Origin of the sequence: Brachyspira innocens ATCC 29796 (genome assembly GCF_000384655.1) — a bacterium.
In the GTDB taxonomy this organism is placed as follows: Bacteria; Spirochaetota; Brachyspiria; order Brachyspirales; family Brachyspiraceae; genus Brachyspira; species Brachyspira innocens.
This window is the reverse complement of record NZ_ARQI01000110.1, coordinates 18,247-35,881: the sequence shown is the minus strand read 5'-3', so window position 1 is coordinate 35,881 and position 17,635 is coordinate 18,247. Positions and strand designations below refer to the sequence as shown.

Genomic DNA, 17,635 nt, shown 5'->3' with positions numbered 1-17,635 from the left:
TTTATATGATAAAATGATATTATAATATTAAAACAAATAAAAACAGTTATATGAAAAATATTTTAAAATTTATAGTTTTTAACTTAATTATTATAAGTTACTTTGAAGTATATGCACAATCTCCATATACAGAAAAAGATCAGAGATTATTAAAAGGTATAATAACAGTTTGGCCCTATATAGGAATAGAGCCTGTAAGACCTACAGAAAGTTATATGCCCATTGATTATATACATGAAAGCTATAAAAGAGAGACTGCTTTAAAAACTTCTTTTTCTTCAAGACTTTTATATGAACTTTCTACTATAGAACTTCATATGGATACGCTAATCGGAGTAAACCTAAAATACGGACATTTCAGTATGCCTAATATGTACCTATCAGTTGGAAAAACATTTAATTTTGATTGGTACTTTTCAGCCACTCCTTTTGCAACTATGACTGCCAAATTTGATGTATTTAATAAAGACAATGCTACTGGAAGTATAGGATTATATGATGCAGGAATAGAGACTATTACATTAACTAGAATACTTCTTTCTTTTAGAATGAAGGCTGTAAATGATATTAACGGCTCCACATTTATGCTTTTGCCTTCAGTTTATGACAGTGAATCTGCTTCTTCTCAGCCGCATTGGTATCTGCCTAGAGTAAATAATGAAATGGGTTTTAGAGCTGGATTTATAGGATATTATTATGAGATATCATACTCTCAAGGCTATTCAAAAGACTCAAATCCTTTGGCTGTACTTTTAAAAGTTCATGGGGATTATTTCAAAGCTCAGTTTTTATATCAATACAACAAAAAAAATTCATTATCTCCAGAAAGATTTGAAACTCTTTATAATAATAATGATGATAAAACTCATCATCTCGTGCAGCTATCTGCTATGGGAAAACTTCCTCTGCTTGACAGACAATTATGGATTAATATGCTTGGAGAATACACTTGGAGAGACAATGATGCACATTATTTAAGATTTGAAATAGGGGCGGAATGGAAAATGCTCAATCTGGCTTTAAGACCGATGTTTTATATACCTGTAAACAAAGATGAAAAGTTTAATAGTAAAAAAGATTTATTCTGTTTAGAGTACAGTGCTTATATAAAATTTAACCCTATATACTTCGGATTTCAAGGCTCTACAGATGGTAGATATTATATAGCTATGAAGGCTGTATTTTAATTATAACAAACCGCATTTTTTTAAAAATACAGTTACAAAAAGTGTAAATATTTGTTAATTAAACTATATACATAAATAAAATTAGTTTTCAAACAAGTTTATTTTTATGAATGTATTATAGCTTTTTGTACGCTATTTACTCAAAGTTTTTATAGTTAATCTGCATTTTACTGCATCATAGTATATAATAATTTTTATTTCAAATTGGAAATATATCAATAGTTCTGGAATCTAATTATACCGTCTTCTAACATAAAGCCGTAAATAGAATCATCAAACATATGTATTCCCCGTAACTTATTAAATCCGTCAGTACCTAAATATTCTTTGCTGTAATTCTGCGATAAAAAAGGATTAGTACGTATAAAGAAATACATTCCATTATCCATACCAGTATATGTAACACGTCCAGTACTTGATATACCTACAGCAAGAGAGTTATCTCTGTTTGGTATTTTGTACGTTTCTTTAAGATTAAAATTATCCAGCTTTGATGTGTATATAATATCTTCCTGATGCTTACCTTCAATTACATTCATAGTAAGAATTGCCACAACCTCTTTATCTGGTACATATACACAGTCTACTATTTCTCTGTAAGACATAGCCGCTTTATCAGTATATTCAACATCTTTAAGAGAGAATCTTTTTTCCATCTTTCCCGTATCCATGTCGTATATATCCAGCAGCGGAACTTTATCTTTATCTCTTTTAAGAAGAGCAAATTTATGATTGGTTAATGTTATTAATTTGACTAAAGATTCGTATTCATTATCAATAACAGTATCTATGCTGTACAATGTATTACCATTGGAAGATATTTTATTTAAAGATACAAAACCTACTTTAGTATAATTGGTATTAGTTACTTTTACAGTATAAGTTTCTATACGCGGAGCATCATCGCCCTCAGTCGTAGGACTTTCAGATGGAAGACTCATCATAACATTGCTTACTACTATATCGCCTACATATCTTAAATTGTACCCTGTTATATAAATATTAGCATTAGAATCTATAAGAGATATTTTTGAAGTTTCAAGATTTTTATACTCCAAAGGAAAATACCTTACATTGCTTCCAGAGGCTATAACCATTCTTGAATTGGATACATCTAAAGCATAAACAGTATCGTTTTTTACTATATAAAAATCTCCGAAATAATATTCGTTATCAACTTTATATATTTTGGGGCTATCCAAATCTACAAACTCATTGCTGTAAACCCCTATATCCTTACCCAATGTAAGCTCTGTAACAACTTTAGCAGGCACTATTAAAGGTTTCGGCAGACAGGAAACAATAAATAACAGCAGTATAAATAATAATATAATTTTTCTCTTCATAATAAAATAATATTTCCAATTTTTATATAAAACTTATTATAGTACTTCCATAAGCTCATCTAATGTTAAAGTGGAAGTTCCTCTCTTTCCTACAACAACACCAGCAGCAGCATTTGATATTTCAGAAGACTCCTTAAAAGATAATCCTACCGATAAACACATAGCAAGTACCGATATAACAGTGTCTCCAGCACCAGAAACATCAAACACGCTCTTTGCCTTTGTAGGTATTATAAAAGGAGTTTTTTTATCAGGACCTTTTATATCCTTATCAAATAAAGCCATTCCATTAGCACCTAAAGTTATCATCAGTTTTGAGAGTGCTAATTTTTTTATTATATCATTTCCAAGTGTATTTATAGCTTCAGGATTAAACTCATAAAAAGGTAATCTACTGTCTGATCCTTCAACTGCCTCTTTCAAATTAGGCGTCATAAGTGTGGCTTTTTTATAAAATGAAAAATGCTTTATAGCAGGATCTACTAATACTGGCTTATTCTTTTTATTGCAGGTATCTATTATCTTTTTTGCAAGCTTATTTGTAATAATACCTTTAGCATAATCGCTTATTATTACAGCATTATAATTATCTACGTTATCAGTAAAGTTTTTTTCTATTTTTTTCATTATACTAGCAGAAAAAGGCTCTGTACTTTCATTATCTATACGCACTATCTGCTGAGTATTTGCCACTATTCTTGTTTTTGTTATAGTATCTCTGGAATCATCTTCTACTATGCCATTAGTAGATATATTTGCCTTATTCATACTTTTTATAATAGTATCAGCAGAATTATCTTTTCCTATTACGCCTATCATAAAAATGCTGTTATTATTATCCTCCCCTATTAAGGCAGAGATATTTCTTGCTACATTTCCAGCACCGCCTAAATAATTTTCTTCATGATTAACATGAAGAACTGGAACAGGTGCTTCAGGAGATATTCTTATAACATCTCCGTAAGTGAATTTATCAAGCATTAAATCGCCTATAACAAGAACTTTAGAGTATTTAATCTTTTTAGCTTTTATTTTTAAGTCCATAATTAATTATCACTATAATAGAATATATTTCTACAATGATTATAACATAAAATAAAAAAAATTGTAAATAATAACAAATGTTTGAAATAATTATATAAAATGATTATAAAAGATATTATCTATATTACATTATATATAAATCAAACTTGTAATTTTTATTAATATAAATTATTATAGTCTATTATATTGATAAATATATTGAAAAAAATTCACTTTTTATATTATAGTCAAGTTATATATTGCAGTAAAAATTAAATATATTAATAAAAAGAGTTAAAGCCATATGATAAAATTAAAAAAAATAGCACAAGAGATAAAACAAAAGAAAATATATTTTTTAGCAGCATTACTTATATTTATAGCAGATGCAGTATCAAAATATTTTATAGATAAATACCTTCAGGAAATAATTGTACAAAGAGTAATAGGCGATATATTAATATTTATATACACTAGAAATTACGGCGTATCATTCGGCTTTCTTAACAGTGTACCAGAATCAATACAGCATATAATACCAGAACTTCTCAAAATTATAGTATTTTTGGCCATGATTGTAGTATTCTTCATAATGATATCTATAAATGTAAAAAAGCAGAAACTTTCTATGATTGGTTTTACTATGGTTCTTGGAGGAGCTATGGGAAACTTGATTGACAGAATTATGAGAGGATATGTTACTGACTTTATTAGTATGGGTTTTAATGAAACTATAAGATTTCCTTATAATTATAATATAGCTGATGCTTCCATTACTATAGGAATATGTATAATAGCTATAGGAGTATTTTTCTTTAAAGAAGATTTTGATAAAAACAAAAATAATGAATAAAGATAAAATAATCAATTATGAACAGAGAAAAATCTGATAATAATAAATACTTTATAATTGAAGAAGCAGATGCCAAAAAAAGACTAGATGTATTTATAAGCGAAAAATTAAATATATCAAGAAGCCAAGTAAAAAATTATTTAAACTCTATCAAAGTAAACGGAATCGAAAAAAAACTTTCATATGCTCTTAAAATAAATGATAAAATAGAAGTTGATATAAATAATAGCGATAAAGAAATAGATATAGAAAATCCTAAAGCTGAAAATATAAGTTTAGACATAATATATGAAGATAAATACCTTCTTGTAATAAATAAGCCCGCTGGAATGAGTGTGCATTGTTCAGCATCAGAAATGACTGGAACTTTGGTTAATGCTTTGCTTTATAATATAAAAGACTTTGATTTTGTAGGCAATAAAAGCAGGGCTGGAATAATACATAGGCTTGATAAAGATACTTCTGGAATTATGATTATAGGGAAAAATGCTGATATTGTATCAAGAATTCAAGAACAATTCAAAAACCGCAAAATAAAAAAAATATATCATGCTATAGTTATAGGAGTTCTTAAAGATAATTATTTAGAAATTAATCTGCCTATAGGAAGACATCAGGTATACAGAAAAAAAATGACTGTAAGAGAAGACGGTAAACATGCTCTTACACATATAAAGGTATTAAAAAGATTTAAAAATCATACGCTTATAGAAATAGATTTAAAAACTGGAAGAACTCATCAGATAAGAGTGCATTCATCATACAAAAACTTTCCCGTAGCAGGCGACAAAATATACTCGAAAAGCTCAAACAAATATAAAGCCCTTATGCTTGTTGCTAAAAAAATAGAGTTTACTCACCCTATCACCAATGAAGTGCTTCAATTTGAGATCGATTATCCTTCTTATTTTTATGAGTTTTTATATTCAGAAAATATATAAAAATATTATTAAATATGTGTTAATGCGTCAATTTTTGTCATATAAGCATGCTAATATAATAATAAATGATAAAAATAATAAATACGGCTTTAATAAATATGACTAAGAGTAATTTTAAATATATAATTAAATGGGCTAAAGAAAATGATGCTTATGATATAGCAAATACAAAAATAGAAGATTTTGATAATATAAGGGAATTAAATCTGAGCAATTTAGATATAACAGAGATTCCTTTAGAATTCTTTGAAATTGAAAATATAGAAAGCCTATACATATCTATGAACTATATAAAAAAAATACCAAAAGAAATAGCTAATTTACAAAACTTAAAAAATCTCGATATATCTTCAAATAAAATAAGATATCTTAATAAAGAAATTTTTGAGCTTACAAACTTAAAATATCTCAATATCTCTTATAATAGTATAAGCAAATTAAATAAAAATATAAAAATGCTAAAAAAACTTGAAGAACTTGATATAAGCGGATGTAATATTTCTTATCTGCCTGATGAAATATATGAGCTTCATAATATAAAGTTTATAGACGCTTCATTTAATAAAATAAAAAAAATAGATTCAAAAATACAAAACTTAAGAAATCTCAAAGAGCTTATTCTTGATTCAAATAAACTAGATGATATACCAGAAGAATTGACAAAATTAAAAAAATTAAAGTTTCTTTCTATTTCAGAAAATAATATAAAATCAGAAAAGAATATAAAAAATAATTTTTAAATATTGGTGTCAGATTATTTATCAAATATTATATATTCACTTAAAGCTAATTTCATAAAACATAGTTAGCCATTTATTTTTTCAAATCTTATTCTTATATTACAAATACTATATTAAATCGCATATGGAGTTTATAATATTAACTTTCTTTCTCTCTCTTTCACTTAAAGGTGCATATTTTGATTTATACATCAAATCATTAGCAAGAACTATAAACTGATCTTTAAGCATTTCTGCTGCTTCTTTAGGTGTTTTACCAGTAGCTCTTATAGCTAAATCATCATTATTAATAACATAATGATCATCTGCTATTTTTGTAATATATCCTTTTAATGATTTTTTAAAATGAAAATCATCTACATCGCTGAAATTTAATTCTATTTTTTGTTTTTGTGCCATTAATATATACCTGCCTTTTTTGCATAGTCTTCATTGGTTAAACTAAAAGTTTTTTGTGTGAATATTATATCATTAGTATTAAATGCATAAGGAGCCCTTCCTTTAAGACCATTAACCCCATTTGATATGGCTTGGTCTATAACAATATAAAGCTCTTCTGCATGGAGTTTCTGATACTTCATAACATCGGCAATAACTATTTCATAAGCAGTCTGCCTAGTAGGAGCACCAGTATCGCCTATAATATGATAAGAAGCACCATTTAAAGTGTCTATCCACAAATAATCGCCTGTAATATCATAAATCTCAAAATCTATACTAACCTTCTGAGACCAAAAAGACATTGCAGAGTTTGCATACATTACTCCGTCAGCTTTACCAGCAAGTAAGGATAATGTTTCTTCGCTTAATCTGTTTGTAGCAAGAGTACCAGTTGCTGCCACATAATCAGCTCCTAATATAGAATGATTTGGAAGTTTGGCAAACTCTTCATTTCCTATTGCTTCCTGCAAGGTTATTAGTTTAACCATTTCATTTTGAGAATTAAAATTACTTATAAAACTATTTAATACAAAATCTGTATATATTTCTGTGTTTAAATATTTTAATTTGTCCAAGTACTGATTGGTCATACTCTTTGGAAAAGTAAAAGAAGCTACCGCTATGGTTCTATTTTTTTCTATAATATCATCAACTCTTACATAAGAATATTTTGAAGCACATGATATAGTAATAAATAAAGATATTATTATAAATAAAAACAATTTAACACTTCTTTTAAACATCAATAATGCACCCTACTCTTCAATTTCTATAGTATTAGCTTTTTTATTTTCTCTATATTCTATAACCTGTTTAATAATAGATCTTACAGCAAAATCACTGTCACTTGAAGCAAGCAAATTCAAAGATCTGTCAACTCTGCCATCATCATAATCTTTTAAAGCCTCAACAGCCGCCATTCTTACCCACTTATTTTTACTTGATAAACTTTCAAGTATAGAGTTCAAAAGCTCTTTAGCATTCATTCTGCCAGCGACTTTTAATCCCTCTATCTGCACCTGCAAATCAGTATCAGAAATAGCCCTTTTTACCCTGTCAATAGCTTCGGGATTATTTGCCTCAAGTCTTCCAAGACCCAAAACAGCTAAACATCTTACATTAAAATCAGGATCTTCAACGCTGGCACGCAAAAAATCACTGTATGCTATATCTGCTTCTATCTTTCCTAAAAGCCAAACAGCCTCAGCACGTACTTCCCTGCCGCCATTTTGAGCCGCATTTAATACTTCCAATATAACCTCTTCATCATTAGGGTCTTTTGCTAATTTTTTTTCGGCTTTATGAACATCTTCAAGTCTTCTTAAAGTAACATCTTTTTCAGAACAAGATATCAAAATAAAAAAAGCATATATAAAAAGTATTGTAATTTTTTTCATATTAAAAGTTATAACCATGTACTCTTTAATTTATTAATTTCTTCTTTTGCCTTATCTATATTTTCTATAGAGCCCTGAGCAAAAGTATCTTTTCCGCCGCCTCTTCCGCCTGCAGTTTTAATAATATCTTTTATAATATTATTTGCAGATAATTTCTTTTCTTTTACAGCACTTCCTGTAAGCTGAACAAGTATAGAGTTTGAAGACTCAGTTTTACTTATCATAACAGTAATACTGTCTTTTACTCTCTCTTTTATAGTATCAGCATAAAGCCTTACTTCTTTTATATCCTCATTAAACTCTAAATTGTAGAATCTAATACCGCCTAAATCTTCATAATTATCCATAAATGAAGTAACTGAAGCTCCAGAAGTCTTTAACTGCTTAATATCTTTCTGCAATTTTTTTACTTCATTTTGAAGGTTTTCAGCTCTTATAGTAATTTCTTCTATTTTTGAAGCATTAAGTATATGTGCCAAGTTTTTTACTTTACTAAATAGTTTTGTAGCCTCATTAGCAGCTTTTAAACCAGTAATAGCCTCTATACGTCTTACACCGCTTGCTGCAGAACCTTCACTTACTATATGGAAATAACCAACTTCCGATGTATTTGTCAAATGACTTCCTCCGCAAAGCTCTACTGAAAATCCGTCTCCTATATCAAGTATTCTAACAGTATCAGGGTATTTCTCACCAAACAATGCCTTAGCCCCAGATGATATAGCTTCTTCTTTAGACATGTATTTAATTACAGCGGGCATCGATTTGAAAACTACTTCATTAACCTTATTTTCTATATTAAGCAAAGTTTCTTCGGATATAGAATCTGGGTGAGTAAAGTCAAATCTCAAATAATCTTCGCATACATAGCTTCCAGCCTGATTTACATGATTTCCAAGTGTAAGCTCTAAAACTCTTTGAAGTATATGCGTAGCTGTATGATTTTTTCTTATAGCCATTCTTCTATCAGCATTAACAAATAATGTTATCTCTTCGCCTTCTTTAAATGAATGATTATTATTTTCAAGTATATGTATAATAGTATTTTCTTTTTTCTGAGTATCTGTTACTTTAATAGTTTGTTTATCTGAAGTCTCTATATATCCGTTGTCTCCAACCTGTCCTCCCATCTCTCCGTAAAAAGGAGAAACATCTGTTACAATAACTGTATTATCATTGTATACTGCAGCTACTTTTGCTTTTACACCGTTTGTCAAATTGTTTAAATCTTCACCAACATATTTAGTGTCAAAGTTTGCTACATATCCGAATTTTGACTTTTTATCTTCTCCAGTTCCTCTGCTTCTTTTTTTCTGCTCTTCCATAGCTTCTTCAAATCCAGCTCTATCAACTGTAAAGCCATGATCATTAGCTTCTTCCTCTGTTATATCAAAAGGAAGTCCGTAAGTATCAAAAAGCATAAATGCATCAGAACCTTTTATCACTTTACTATCTTTATTATCTTCCATTACACTATAGAGTTTATTCATACCAGCAGATATTGTATTTAAAAACTTATTCTCTTCTTCTTTTAATATTCTTTTTATATTCTCTTCTTCTTTAGGAAGATAATCGTATATATCTTTATAAACATCTATAACAGCACCAGTAAGCTCATTTAAGAAAGCTCCTTTATGACCTAAATCGCTTGAAGTTTTCAAAGCTCTTCTTAAAAGTCTTCTCAAAACATATCCTCTTCCCTCATTTGAAGGTACGCATCCTTCTGCCAAAACAAATACCAATGCTCTTAAATGATCTGCTATTAGATTTATTTTTGTTTTATTTTTATCTTCATATTTAACATTGAGTTTTTTTATAATAGCATCAACTATAGGCTTCATAACATCAGTTTGATAATTACTCTCAACACCCTGCATAATATAGCAAAGTCTTTCAAGTCCCATTCCAGTATCTATACCCACATTCTGAAGCGGTGATAAATTGCCGTCAGTATCCTGAAAAAACTCATTAAATACTAAATTCCAAAACTCCAAATATCTCTCACAGTCGCAGCCCACAAAACAATCTGGCTTACCGCATCCTTTCTCCTCTCCCATATCAATATAAAGCTCACTGCAAGGTCCGCAAGCCCCAGAATCTCCAGCAGGTCCCCAGAAATTATCTTTTTTTCCTAGTCTTACTATCTTTTCTTTTGGTATTCCTATATGCTCATTCCAAATCTTAAAAGCATCATCATCTTTCTCATAAATAGAAACATATATTCTTTCAATAGGAAGTTTTATTACCTGAGTAGAAAACTCCCAAGCAAATTCAATAGCTTCTTTCTTAAAATAATCTCCCATAAAGCAGAAATTACCAAACATTTCAAAAAAAGTATGATGTCTTGCAGTTTTTCCTATATTCTCCAAATCTGAAAGTCTAAAACATTTTTGTATAGTAGCTACTCTTGAATAAGGTGCTTTTTTTATTCCTGCATAATATGGTTTGAACTGAAGCATACCCGCTGTTGTGAAAAGAAGTGTAGGATCATCTATTGGTATAAGTGATGATGATTTTTCTATTACATGTTTTTTGCTTTTAAAAAACTCTTTGAATTTTTCTCTCAATTCTAAATGTGTCATCTTCAGCTCCTGTTTTAAGAATATTATTCTTTATATATAAAACTTTATTAACCAAATTAATAGTTTATTAATAATATATTAAATTAGTTATGAATGCAAGTAAAAAGCCAAAAATAGTTAACATAATTTATTAATTAATAATAAAAAAGAGCTTTACAAAATATTATTGCAAAGCTCCTTTATATTCTATTAATATTTAAGCACTATTCTATTATTATAACATAAGTCATTCTAGCACGTTTTATAGTAATAGTAAATGACTTATCATTTCCATAAGAGTCAACGAATTTATCATAATCATCTGTACTTGAAATAGTGATACCGTTAATAGCTTTGATAACATCTCCAGGTCTAAGTCCAGCCTGATATGCTTTAGAGTTCTGAGTCATATTAAGAACTACAACACCTCTTTCATTGCTTCTTATCTGAAGTCTTTGAGATATCTCTGGAGTAATATTTGAAACATCTAATCCCATCCAAGAACGAGTACTTCCCTGAGAATTATTTTGAGATTGTCTGCTAGGTACAACATTCTCATCTTCAACTCTTGCTTCTATAACTATTTTAGTACTTCTTTCTCTTCCGTTTCTCAAATATTTAACTGTAACTTCTTTACCTACTTTTGTAGTAGCTACTTTATTAAATAAATCTCCAGATCTTGTCATTCTCTCGCCGTCAAACTCTATAATGATATCGCCGTCCTGCAAACCGCCTTTAGAAGCAGGAGAATCTGGTATAACTTCGCTTACATAAACTCCGCTGTTTTGTTTAACATTAAGACCTCTTGATAAGTTCTCATCAATATCCTGTAAGTATATACCTAAATATCCTCTTGTAACTCTTCCATTTTCTTTTAGATCTGTCATAACAGAAGTAGCCAAATTAATAGGAGTGGCAAAACCTATACCTATACTTCCGCCTGAAGTAGAATATATTAATGTGTTTATACCTATTACCTGACCATGAATATTAAATAAAGGACCTCCAGAATTACCCGGGTTTATAGCAACGTCTGTTTGTATATATCTTTGATATTTATTAGCTCCAACATCGCTTCTTCCTTTAGCACTAACAATACCGAAAGTAACAGTATTATTAAGTCCGTAAGGGTTTCCTATAGCAATGGCAAACTCACCCGGCTCTATGGCATCGCTGTCTCCCAAAGCAACATAAGGGAAAACTCTGTCATTACCTTCTATTTTTAATAAAGCCAAATCATAAGCCTCATCATATCCTATTAACTTAGCTGGCAATTCACCGTCTTCTCCATAAAGAGTTATCATTATTTTGGTAGCACCTTTAACTACATGGTAGTTTGAAAGTACATAACCATCTTCATTAATAATAAAACCGCTTCCTAATGATTTTTGGCTTCTTCTTTGTCTAGGTACTTGATCCCCAAAGAAAAATCTGAAAAAATCATCAGCATATCTGTCTTCTTCAGTCTGACCTGCCTCAATCTCTGTAGATATATTAACTACAGCAGGCATGTTTTTATCAACAACCTCTCTTATAGCCCCTTCAACTTCTAAAGCACCGTCTAATGAACCTGTAAATGCAGTTTTTTCAGGTGCTGACTGTGCATGAACTAAAAACTCATCTTTTTTATAGTTTTTCTCATATGAAAATATAAAGAAAGAAATTATTATACCTACCAAAGTGAATGTAAGCCCAAGATTTAAAAAGAACATAAATGAACGTTTTTTTTGCTCCATATATGCATAACCTCCGATTAAAATTGATTTTCTTAAACTAAAGTTATTAATTTGCCATGAACATTATAAAACATAATCTCAAAAAATAAAACTAAATAAAATCGAATATTATATGAAGATATTACCTCATTAACTAAAAATAAGAATTTTTATATATAACTATAATACAAATATTGTTCTGACAATCATAACAGTTTTAATATATAATATAAACCTAGAAAAAAAAAGCAAAGTAAAAAATTATTTATAATTATTATGTTTATAAAATACCTCAGGCTCTCCTTTAGGTCTAGTATTCCATCTAGGATGCACCCAAAGCCAATTTTCAGGGTATTTAGAAATTATCTCTTCAAGTTTTTTTGTATATCTTTGGGTGTTATGCCTAATTGTTTCTTCTTTGGTTTCTTTCTCTTCTATGTACATTATTTCAGATACCACTATTTTATGATGTCCGTATCTGTCTGGAACACTATATACAATAGCAATAGGACTTCCAGTTTTCATAGCTATGGCAATAGGTCCTGTAGCTGTAGCACAAGGGCAGCCAAAAAAGTCTACAAAAATACCGTCTAAATAATTTTGATCTGATAAAAATGCAACAGGACTATTATCATTTAAAGCATAAAATATTTCTCTTAAATCTCCCCATCTTGATATGCATTTCATACCTCTTTTTTCTCTCCAAGATTTCATATATACATCAAGTTTAGGATTATCAAGAGGCCTCACTATAACGCTAGGGTGATAGCCTTTAATAGCAAAATAAAAAGCTATATATTCCCAGTTTCCTATATGCCCAGTAATTGCTATAATACCTCTATTTTTTTTATGCATTGCCTCATCAAAAATATCCTGCCCTTCTATTTTTATTCTCTTTAATATTTGTTCATCAGACATTCTCGAAGACTTTATAAACTCAGCAAAAGTCATTATCATAGATTTCATAGAACGCTTAGCTATTCTCTTTCTCTCATGAAAACTTTTATTTGGAAAAGCCTGTTTCAAATTAATCAAAGCCGTATGTCTGGCACTAGGTACAAAATAATACATCAAAGTGCCTACCAATTTTGCAAATAATATAATAACAATATAGGGCATAACAGCCATTATTTCCATTAATATTCTTAATGGAATATATTCAAGCATTATAGTCCTTGGTGATTTATAAGCCAAATTTAAACCTCTTTATCTAATTTGCTGCTATCTTTATCTTCTTCACTGTTAACATCAGCAGTATTATCATCTTCATTAGAAGTATCTGAAAATAAATCTTCATCATTTGTAGATTCATTAAATCCGTCAGAATTAATTTCTATATCAGAATTTTCTGCATTTTCATTACTTTCTGAATTATCATCAGCACTTTCAGTATAAGCATTATTTTCTTCTGTATTATCAGCATTATTATCAGAACTTTCTTTAACGCTTGTATCTGATGCTTCAGTAATTTGATCAGTCATCATAGGTTCATCATCATCATCGCCTTCTATCAATATTCCAGCTCCAGACAATTCACCCTGCGTAATTAAATAATTAAATCCAGATATAAAATAATACGCTTCAGTTAATGCTTTCATTACATTATAGCCCTGTATTCTTTTTTTACCCTTTCCTACTTCGGAAGAAAAAGTTAATATATCATTAGGATTTTCTATTATTCTCTCTCTCTCTTCTTTATCTAATAGAAGTTTATCTAATTTTCTTTTGAAAGGAGTTATTATTGATACAAAAGTATTTCTCAAATTTTTAGCCAAATAAGAACGCTGTCCGTTTTTATCAGAAAGCATAGAAATTCTCTGTTCAAAACGCATAGTTTTATCAGCCTCTACTTTCATTATGGTATTGCAAAGATCGCTGTATTCATTTAATCTTGAATGAGTATCTGATAATGACAAAAATATATTGTTAAAGTCATTTTTATAATCTGTTCTAACCTGATTATCATAAACTAAATTATATCTTACTTTATTTGAAACAAACACAGCAGAGTATTCCCTGTCCAAAAAATCTATTAAAACTTTTATTCTGTATATTTTATCTTTTGTAGGAACAAAGAAGAAAGGATCTGCTTCATACTCTATGCCGTTATCTGATTTTTTATAGGATACACATTTATTTATAAGTTTTACGCCTATAGATTCTACTTTTCCAAGTTTTTCTTCTTCTGTATCCTTTTTCTTTCCGATATTTTCTTTTGCCTGTTCTATTTTGGTTTCCTGAAGTTTTTCTTTATCTTTTCTTAATTTTGTATAATACCCTAAAATATCCTCATCTGTAATATTAAGATATTTATTAAAATCATTAATAGTTTCTAATTTTTCTTTAGAAGCATACTGCAAAAGAGTAAATAATTTAGGATAATATTTTGTATATACTAAATCAACCGCCCTTTTAAAAGCAGATATTCTTGAATTAACTATCCCCTTACTTATATTATCAACAATAGCATAGGCAAGCATAGCTTTTTCTCCTGCTACCTTAATTCTAGAAGAATAAGCATGAAGTACATATAAAGGTCTGAACATTGCTTTTATTTCTTTAACATAGCTTTCAGCCATTACATTGGTATTAAGTTCTTTATAAGGTCTTAAAAAATCCTTGTATGTTTTTTCATTGTATTGATCTTTTATCCTCTCTAAAAGCTCCAAATCCTCAAGGTCTTTAGCAAACTGAGATACAATTTTTTGATGTTTAGCCTTAGCATCTATATTTGAGGCTTCTGTAGGATTTAGTGCATTAAAGATAAGTGTATCCATCTCTAAAAATGCAGCTATAATGTTTTTATCTATAAAGTTAAGGAATTTTGGATTAACATTTCCGCCCATAAAAGTTATAACACCTGCACTTACAGCATCAAACCATAATTTTAATCCGAAAAAAAATCCGTTTCCTTTTTGCTTTTCAGCAGCGGCAGCAGAAGAAGAAGAACCGCCCGAACCTGAACCTTTGGAATCAGAAGGTTTTCCTCCGCTATTATAGTTAGCAGAACCTTTAGAATTGCCGCCTACTAAAGTATTAGCATTTTTCTTTGATGAGCTTACAACAACTGCTGAACGCTTTTTATCAGATACAACTTCGCCGCCTGCATCCACAAATTTATTAAACAAATCTTTTCTTGCATCTTTATTAAGTTCATCTAACTTTAATCTATCTCTAGTATTATCTATATCACCCATAGAAAAAAATAACTCCCTTATTAAAAAAATAAAATAAAAAAATAATTTATTTATTATCTCTATGTATTATTGTAGCACTGCCCTGATTCTCTGCCATAATAGTCATGCTTGATATTTGAACATGACTTCTGCGTGTTAATACATACTCTATATTATCGGCTATATCTTCAGCATATAAAGGAATAAATCCTTTGTATACATTATCTGCTTTTTCTTTGTCGCCTTTAAATCTTACTGTAGAAAACTCTGTATTAACAGCACCAGGTTTGATATTAGTTACTTTAACTGGCTTATCAATTAACTCTACTCTTATACTGTCTCCAAACATCTCTACAAATGATTTTGTGGCACAATATATAGCCCCTCCGCTATAGGCTTCATCAGCAGCAGTAGAAGATAAATTTACTATATGACCATATTTACTTTTTAATATATAAGGCATTAAAAGTCTGGTTAATACTATTAAACCCTCACAATTTACCCTTACCATCTGCAAGGCATCTTCTAAATTATTATTATAATACAAATCTTTACCCAAAGCTAAACCAGCATTATTTATAAGTATATCTATATTTTTATTTTCAATACTGTCAATAGCCTTTACAATATCTTCGGTTTTAGAGAAGTCTAACTTTATAATATTTATTTTTACATTATATTCTTTTTCAAGCTGATTTTTCAAACTTTCAAGTCTTTCTATTCTTCTAGCTGCAAGTATAAGATTAACGCCGTTAGAAGCAAGCATTCTAGCAGCAGCTTCACCAATACCAGCACTAGCTCCAGAAACAAATGCCAATCTTCCGCTTATATCTTCTCTATACATTAAATAACTCCTAAATTTGATTAAATAATAGTGTGAATTATTATATTATTTTGAATAGTATATTGCAATAGCATAAAAAAATATTTTCGATAATTTATTAAATACTATACTATGATAATATTCTTTTATTGTATTATTTTTTTATTATTCTATATTACTATAAAAAAAGAGAGCTATTGTTACATAGCCCTCTTAATTTTTACACAAAAAATTATTTTTATTCGTATGTTCTAACCATTCCAGCCACGTCCTGAGCCGTATACTGCATACCTACTTCATTAAGGTATTTTGTAACTAAAGCATCCATTTGGCTTTTTAGTCCTTTAGAATATAGTTCCATTACAACAGTGCAGTTTTGCTGAGAATCCCAAGTAGTTTCTACAACAGAAGCCCCTCTTATTCTTCCAGCCACTCTCTCTTGTATAACATATTCATCTATCATACCTTTTTCTGTAGAACTTAATGATTCTATATAAGAGCCTACTATTTTAGCTACTATTTTATTTTTGCCGTCTAATTCAGCTGCCTGTTTTGAAGTAAGCTCTCTTCTGAATTTATCTGTGGCATCTATATCATCAGCAGGTACTCCCATGCCCATTACTCTGAATGTATCATCATCAATCCAGCCTTCTGGTCTGTTTCTGCTTACACCAGTGCTATTGCAGGAAGATACAAATAAAGCAGACAAAATTGTCAGAATAATCAATATTTTTCTCATAAATTACCTCCTTCTTTTATAAGAAATATTTTTCCGCTATATTATTAATATAACAAAATATATACATTTTTAGTTATCGATTAATAATAAATTTTTTTAATTAATTTTTAAAAAATCATCAAAAAAATCTTCTAAAAAGCAATAACAATATATAAATACAGTAGATTATTTATAGGTTCTAACCATTCCAGCTACGTCCTGAGCTGTATACTGCATACCCACTTCATTAAGATACTGTGAAACTAAAGAATCCATCTTGCTTTTTAACCCTTTAGAATACAATTCCATTACAACTGTACAATTTTGTTTTGAGTCCCATTTGCTCTCTACAACAGAAAGCCCTCTTACTCTTCCAGCCACTCTCTCCTGTATAACGTATTCATCTATCATACCTTTTTCTGTAGAACTTAATGATTCTATATAAGAGCCTACTATTTTAGCTACTACTTTATTTTTGCCGTCTAGTTCAGCTGCCTGTTTTGCTTCTACTTCCCTTCTAAATTTGTCTGTTTCATCATCAGAAGGAACACCCATGCCCATCACTCTGAATGTGTCATCATTAATCCAGCCTTCCGGACTGCTTTTACTTACTCCAGTACCGCATGAAAGTATAGAAATCAGCAATACAGAAGAAAATATACCTATTAATATTTTTTTCATATAAAACCTCCAATAAATTATTATTAATTCATT

General features: G+C 29.4%; 16 protein-coding genes. 4 read left to right on the top strand and 12 right to left on the bottom strand.

Annotated elements, in window-relative coordinates; genetic code table 11:
• The first annotated feature begins 50 nt into the window (after nt 1-50).
• Nucleotides 51-1,187: a hypothetical protein gene (locus F811_RS0107670; RefSeq protein WP_020004671.1), complete on the top strand. Its 1,137-nt coding sequence runs from the start codon at nt 51-53 to the stop codon at nt 1,185-1,187.
• 215 nt (nt 1,188-1,402) lie between these two features.
• Here the strand turns inward: F811_RS0107670 and F811_RS0107665 are convergent, their stop codons facing one another.
• Together F811_RS0107665 and rfaE1 are read right to left on the bottom strand one after the other, a co-directional pair.
• Nucleotides 1,403-2,533 (bottom strand): hypothetical protein, encoded by a 1,131-nt coding sequence (locus F811_RS0107665; protein WP_020004670.1) that lies wholly within the window; start codon nt 2,531-2,533, stop codon nt 1,403-1,405.
• 36 nt (nt 2,534-2,569) lie between these two features.
• Nucleotides 2,570-3,577 (bottom strand): D-glycero-beta-D-manno-heptose-7-phosphate kinase, encoded by a 1,008-nt coding sequence (rfaE1, locus tag F811_RS0107660; protein ID WP_020004669.1) that lies wholly within the window; start codon nt 3,575-3,577, stop codon nt 2,570-2,572.
• A 283-nt stretch (nt 3,578-3,860) separates the two neighbouring features.
• On the opposite strand from rfaE1, the gene lspA reads away from it, so the two are divergent.
• The 3 genes from lspA (at nt 3,861) to F811_RS0107640 (ending at nt 6,090) form a co-directional block, all read left to right on the top strand.
• Nucleotides 3,861-4,409 carry a signal peptidase II gene (lspA, locus tag F811_RS0107655; protein WP_020004668.1) on the top strand — a complete coding sequence of 183 codons (549 nt, stop codon included), beginning with the start codon at nt 3,861-3,863 and terminating at the stop codon, nt 4,407-4,409.
• Nucleotides 4,410-4,426: 17 nt separating this feature from the next.
• Nucleotides 4,427-5,350 (top strand): RluA family pseudouridine synthase, encoded by a 924-nt coding sequence (locus F811_RS0107650; RefSeq protein ID WP_020004667.1) that lies wholly within the window; start codon nt 4,427-4,429, stop codon nt 5,348-5,350.
• A 98-nt stretch (nt 5,351-5,448) separates the two neighbouring features.
• Nucleotides 5,449-6,090: a leucine-rich repeat domain-containing protein gene (locus F811_RS0107640; RefSeq protein ID WP_020004665.1), complete on the top strand. Its 642-nt coding sequence runs from the start codon at nt 5,449-5,451 to the stop codon at nt 6,088-6,090.
• A gap of 108 nt (nt 6,091-6,198) precedes the next feature.
• On the opposite strand, the gene F811_RS0107635 is transcribed toward F811_RS0107640, so the two are convergent.
• The 10 genes from F811_RS0107635 to F811_RS0107590 all read right to left on the bottom strand — a co-directional run bounded on the left by F811_RS0107635 (nt 6,199) and on the right by F811_RS0107590 (nt 17,602).
• A complete protein-coding gene (locus F811_RS0107635; RefSeq protein WP_020004664.1) occupies nt 6,199-6,489 on the bottom strand; it encodes a hypothetical protein in 291 nt (96 codons plus the stop codon).
• Nucleotides 6,489-7,274, bottom strand: a complete 786-nt coding sequence (locus tag F811_RS0107630; RefSeq protein ID WP_020004663.1) for a hypothetical protein — start codon at nt 7,272-7,274, stop codon at nt 6,489-6,491. Before F811_RS0107630 ends, F811_RS0107635 begins: the two co-directional genes overlap by 1 nt.
• A 12-nt stretch (nt 7,275-7,286) precedes the next feature.
• On the bottom strand, nt 7,287-7,946 hold the full coding sequence (locus F811_RS0107625) for a HEAT repeat domain-containing protein (RefSeq protein WP_020004662.1): 660 nt from the start codon (nt 7,944-7,946) through the stop codon (nt 7,287-7,289).
• Complete coding sequence (gene alaS / locus F811_RS0107620) at nt 7,937-10,510, bottom strand: alanine--tRNA ligase (RefSeq protein ID WP_020004661.1); 2,574 nt, start codon at nt 10,508-10,510, stop codon at nt 7,937-7,939. Before alaS ends, F811_RS0107625 begins: the two co-directional genes overlap by 10 nt.
• A gap of 203 nt (nt 10,511-10,713) precedes the next feature.
• The gene (locus F811_RS0107615; RefSeq protein ID WP_020004660.1) at nt 10,714-12,225 is read right to left on the bottom strand and encodes a Do family serine endopeptidase; all 1,512 of its coding nucleotides are present in this window, start codon (nt 12,223-12,225) and stop codon (nt 10,714-10,716) included.
• Between the two features lie 240 nt (nt 12,226-12,465).
• A complete protein-coding gene (locus F811_RS0107610) occupies nt 12,466-13,398 on the bottom strand; it encodes a lysophospholipid acyltransferase family protein (protein WP_020004659.1) in 933 nt (310 codons plus the stop codon).
• Between the two features lie 2 nt (nt 13,399-13,400).
• A complete protein-coding gene (locus F811_RS0107605) occupies nt 13,401-15,401 on the bottom strand; it encodes a hypothetical protein (RefSeq protein WP_020004658.1) in 2,001 nt (666 codons plus the stop codon).
• A gap of 46 nt (nt 15,402-15,447) precedes the next feature.
• Nucleotides 15,448-16,224 carry an SDR family NAD(P)-dependent oxidoreductase gene (locus F811_RS0107600; protein ID WP_020004657.1) on the bottom strand — a complete coding sequence of 259 codons (777 nt, stop codon included), beginning with the start codon at nt 16,222-16,224 and terminating at the stop codon, nt 15,448-15,450.
• A 217-nt stretch (nt 16,225-16,441) separates the two neighbouring features.
• Nucleotides 16,442-16,942, bottom strand: a complete 501-nt coding sequence (locus tag F811_RS0107595; protein ID WP_020004656.1) for a hypothetical protein — start codon at nt 16,940-16,942, stop codon at nt 16,442-16,444.
• A gap of 165 nt (nt 16,943-17,107) precedes the next feature.
• The gene (locus F811_RS0107590) at nt 17,108-17,602 is read right to left on the bottom strand and encodes a hypothetical protein (protein ID WP_020004655.1); all 495 of its coding nucleotides are present in this window, start codon (nt 17,600-17,602) and stop codon (nt 17,108-17,110) included.
• Nucleotides 17,603-17,635: the final 33 nt, after the last annotated feature.

What these genes read in the sequence shown, in the direction of transcription:
- F811_RS0107670 (WP_020004671.1), top strand. Translation starts at nt 51, where the DNA reads ATGAAAAATATTTTAAAATTTATAGTTTTTAACTTAATTATTATAAGT.
- F811_RS0107665 (WP_020004670.1), bottom strand. Translation starts at nt 2,533, where the DNA reads ATGAAGAGAAAAATTATATTATTATTTATACTGCTGTTATTTATTGTT.
- rfaE1 (WP_020004669.1), bottom strand. Translation starts at nt 3,577, where the DNA reads ATGGACTTAAAAATAAAAGCTAAAAAGATTAAATACTCTAAAGTTCTT.
- lspA (WP_020004668.1), top strand. Translation starts at nt 3,861, where the DNA reads ATGATAAAATTAAAAAAAATAGCACAAGAGATAAAACAAAAGAAAATA.
- F811_RS0107650 (WP_020004667.1), top strand. Translation starts at nt 4,427, where the DNA reads ATGAACAGAGAAAAATCTGATAATAATAAATACTTTATAATTGAAGAA.
- F811_RS0107640 (WP_020004665.1), top strand. Translation starts at nt 5,449, where the DNA reads ATGACTAAGAGTAATTTTAAATATATAATTAAATGGGCTAAAGAAAAT.
- F811_RS0107635 (WP_020004664.1), bottom strand. Translation starts at nt 6,489, where the DNA reads ATGGCACAAAAACAAAAAATAGAATTAAATTTCAGCGATGTAGATGAT.
- F811_RS0107630 (WP_020004663.1), bottom strand. Translation starts at nt 7,274, where the DNA reads ATGTTTAAAAGAAGTGTTAAATTGTTTTTATTTATAATAATATCTTTA.
- F811_RS0107625 (WP_020004662.1), bottom strand. Translation starts at nt 7,946, where the DNA reads ATGGTTATAACTTTTAATATGAAAAAAATTACAATACTTTTTATATAT.
- alaS (WP_020004661.1), bottom strand. Translation starts at nt 10,510, where the DNA reads ATGACACATTTAGAATTGAGAGAAAAATTCAAAGAGTTTTTTAAAAGC.
- F811_RS0107615 (WP_020004660.1), bottom strand. Translation starts at nt 12,225, where the DNA reads ATGGAGCAAAAAAAACGTTCATTTATGTTCTTTTTAAATCTTGGGCTT.
- F811_RS0107605 (WP_020004658.1), bottom strand. Translation starts at nt 15,401, where the DNA reads ATGGGTGATATAGATAATACTAGAGATAGATTAAAGTTAGATGAACTT.
- F811_RS0107600 (WP_020004657.1), bottom strand. Translation starts at nt 16,224, where the DNA reads ATGTATAGAGAAGATATAAGCGGAAGATTGGCATTTGTTTCTGGAGCT.
- F811_RS0107595 (WP_020004656.1), bottom strand. Translation starts at nt 16,942, where the DNA reads ATGAGAAAAATATTGATTATTCTGACAATTTTGTCTGCTTTATTTGTA.
- F811_RS0107590 (WP_020004655.1), bottom strand. Translation starts at nt 17,602, where the DNA reads ATGAAAAAAATATTAATAGGTATATTTTCTTCTGTATTGCTGATTTCT.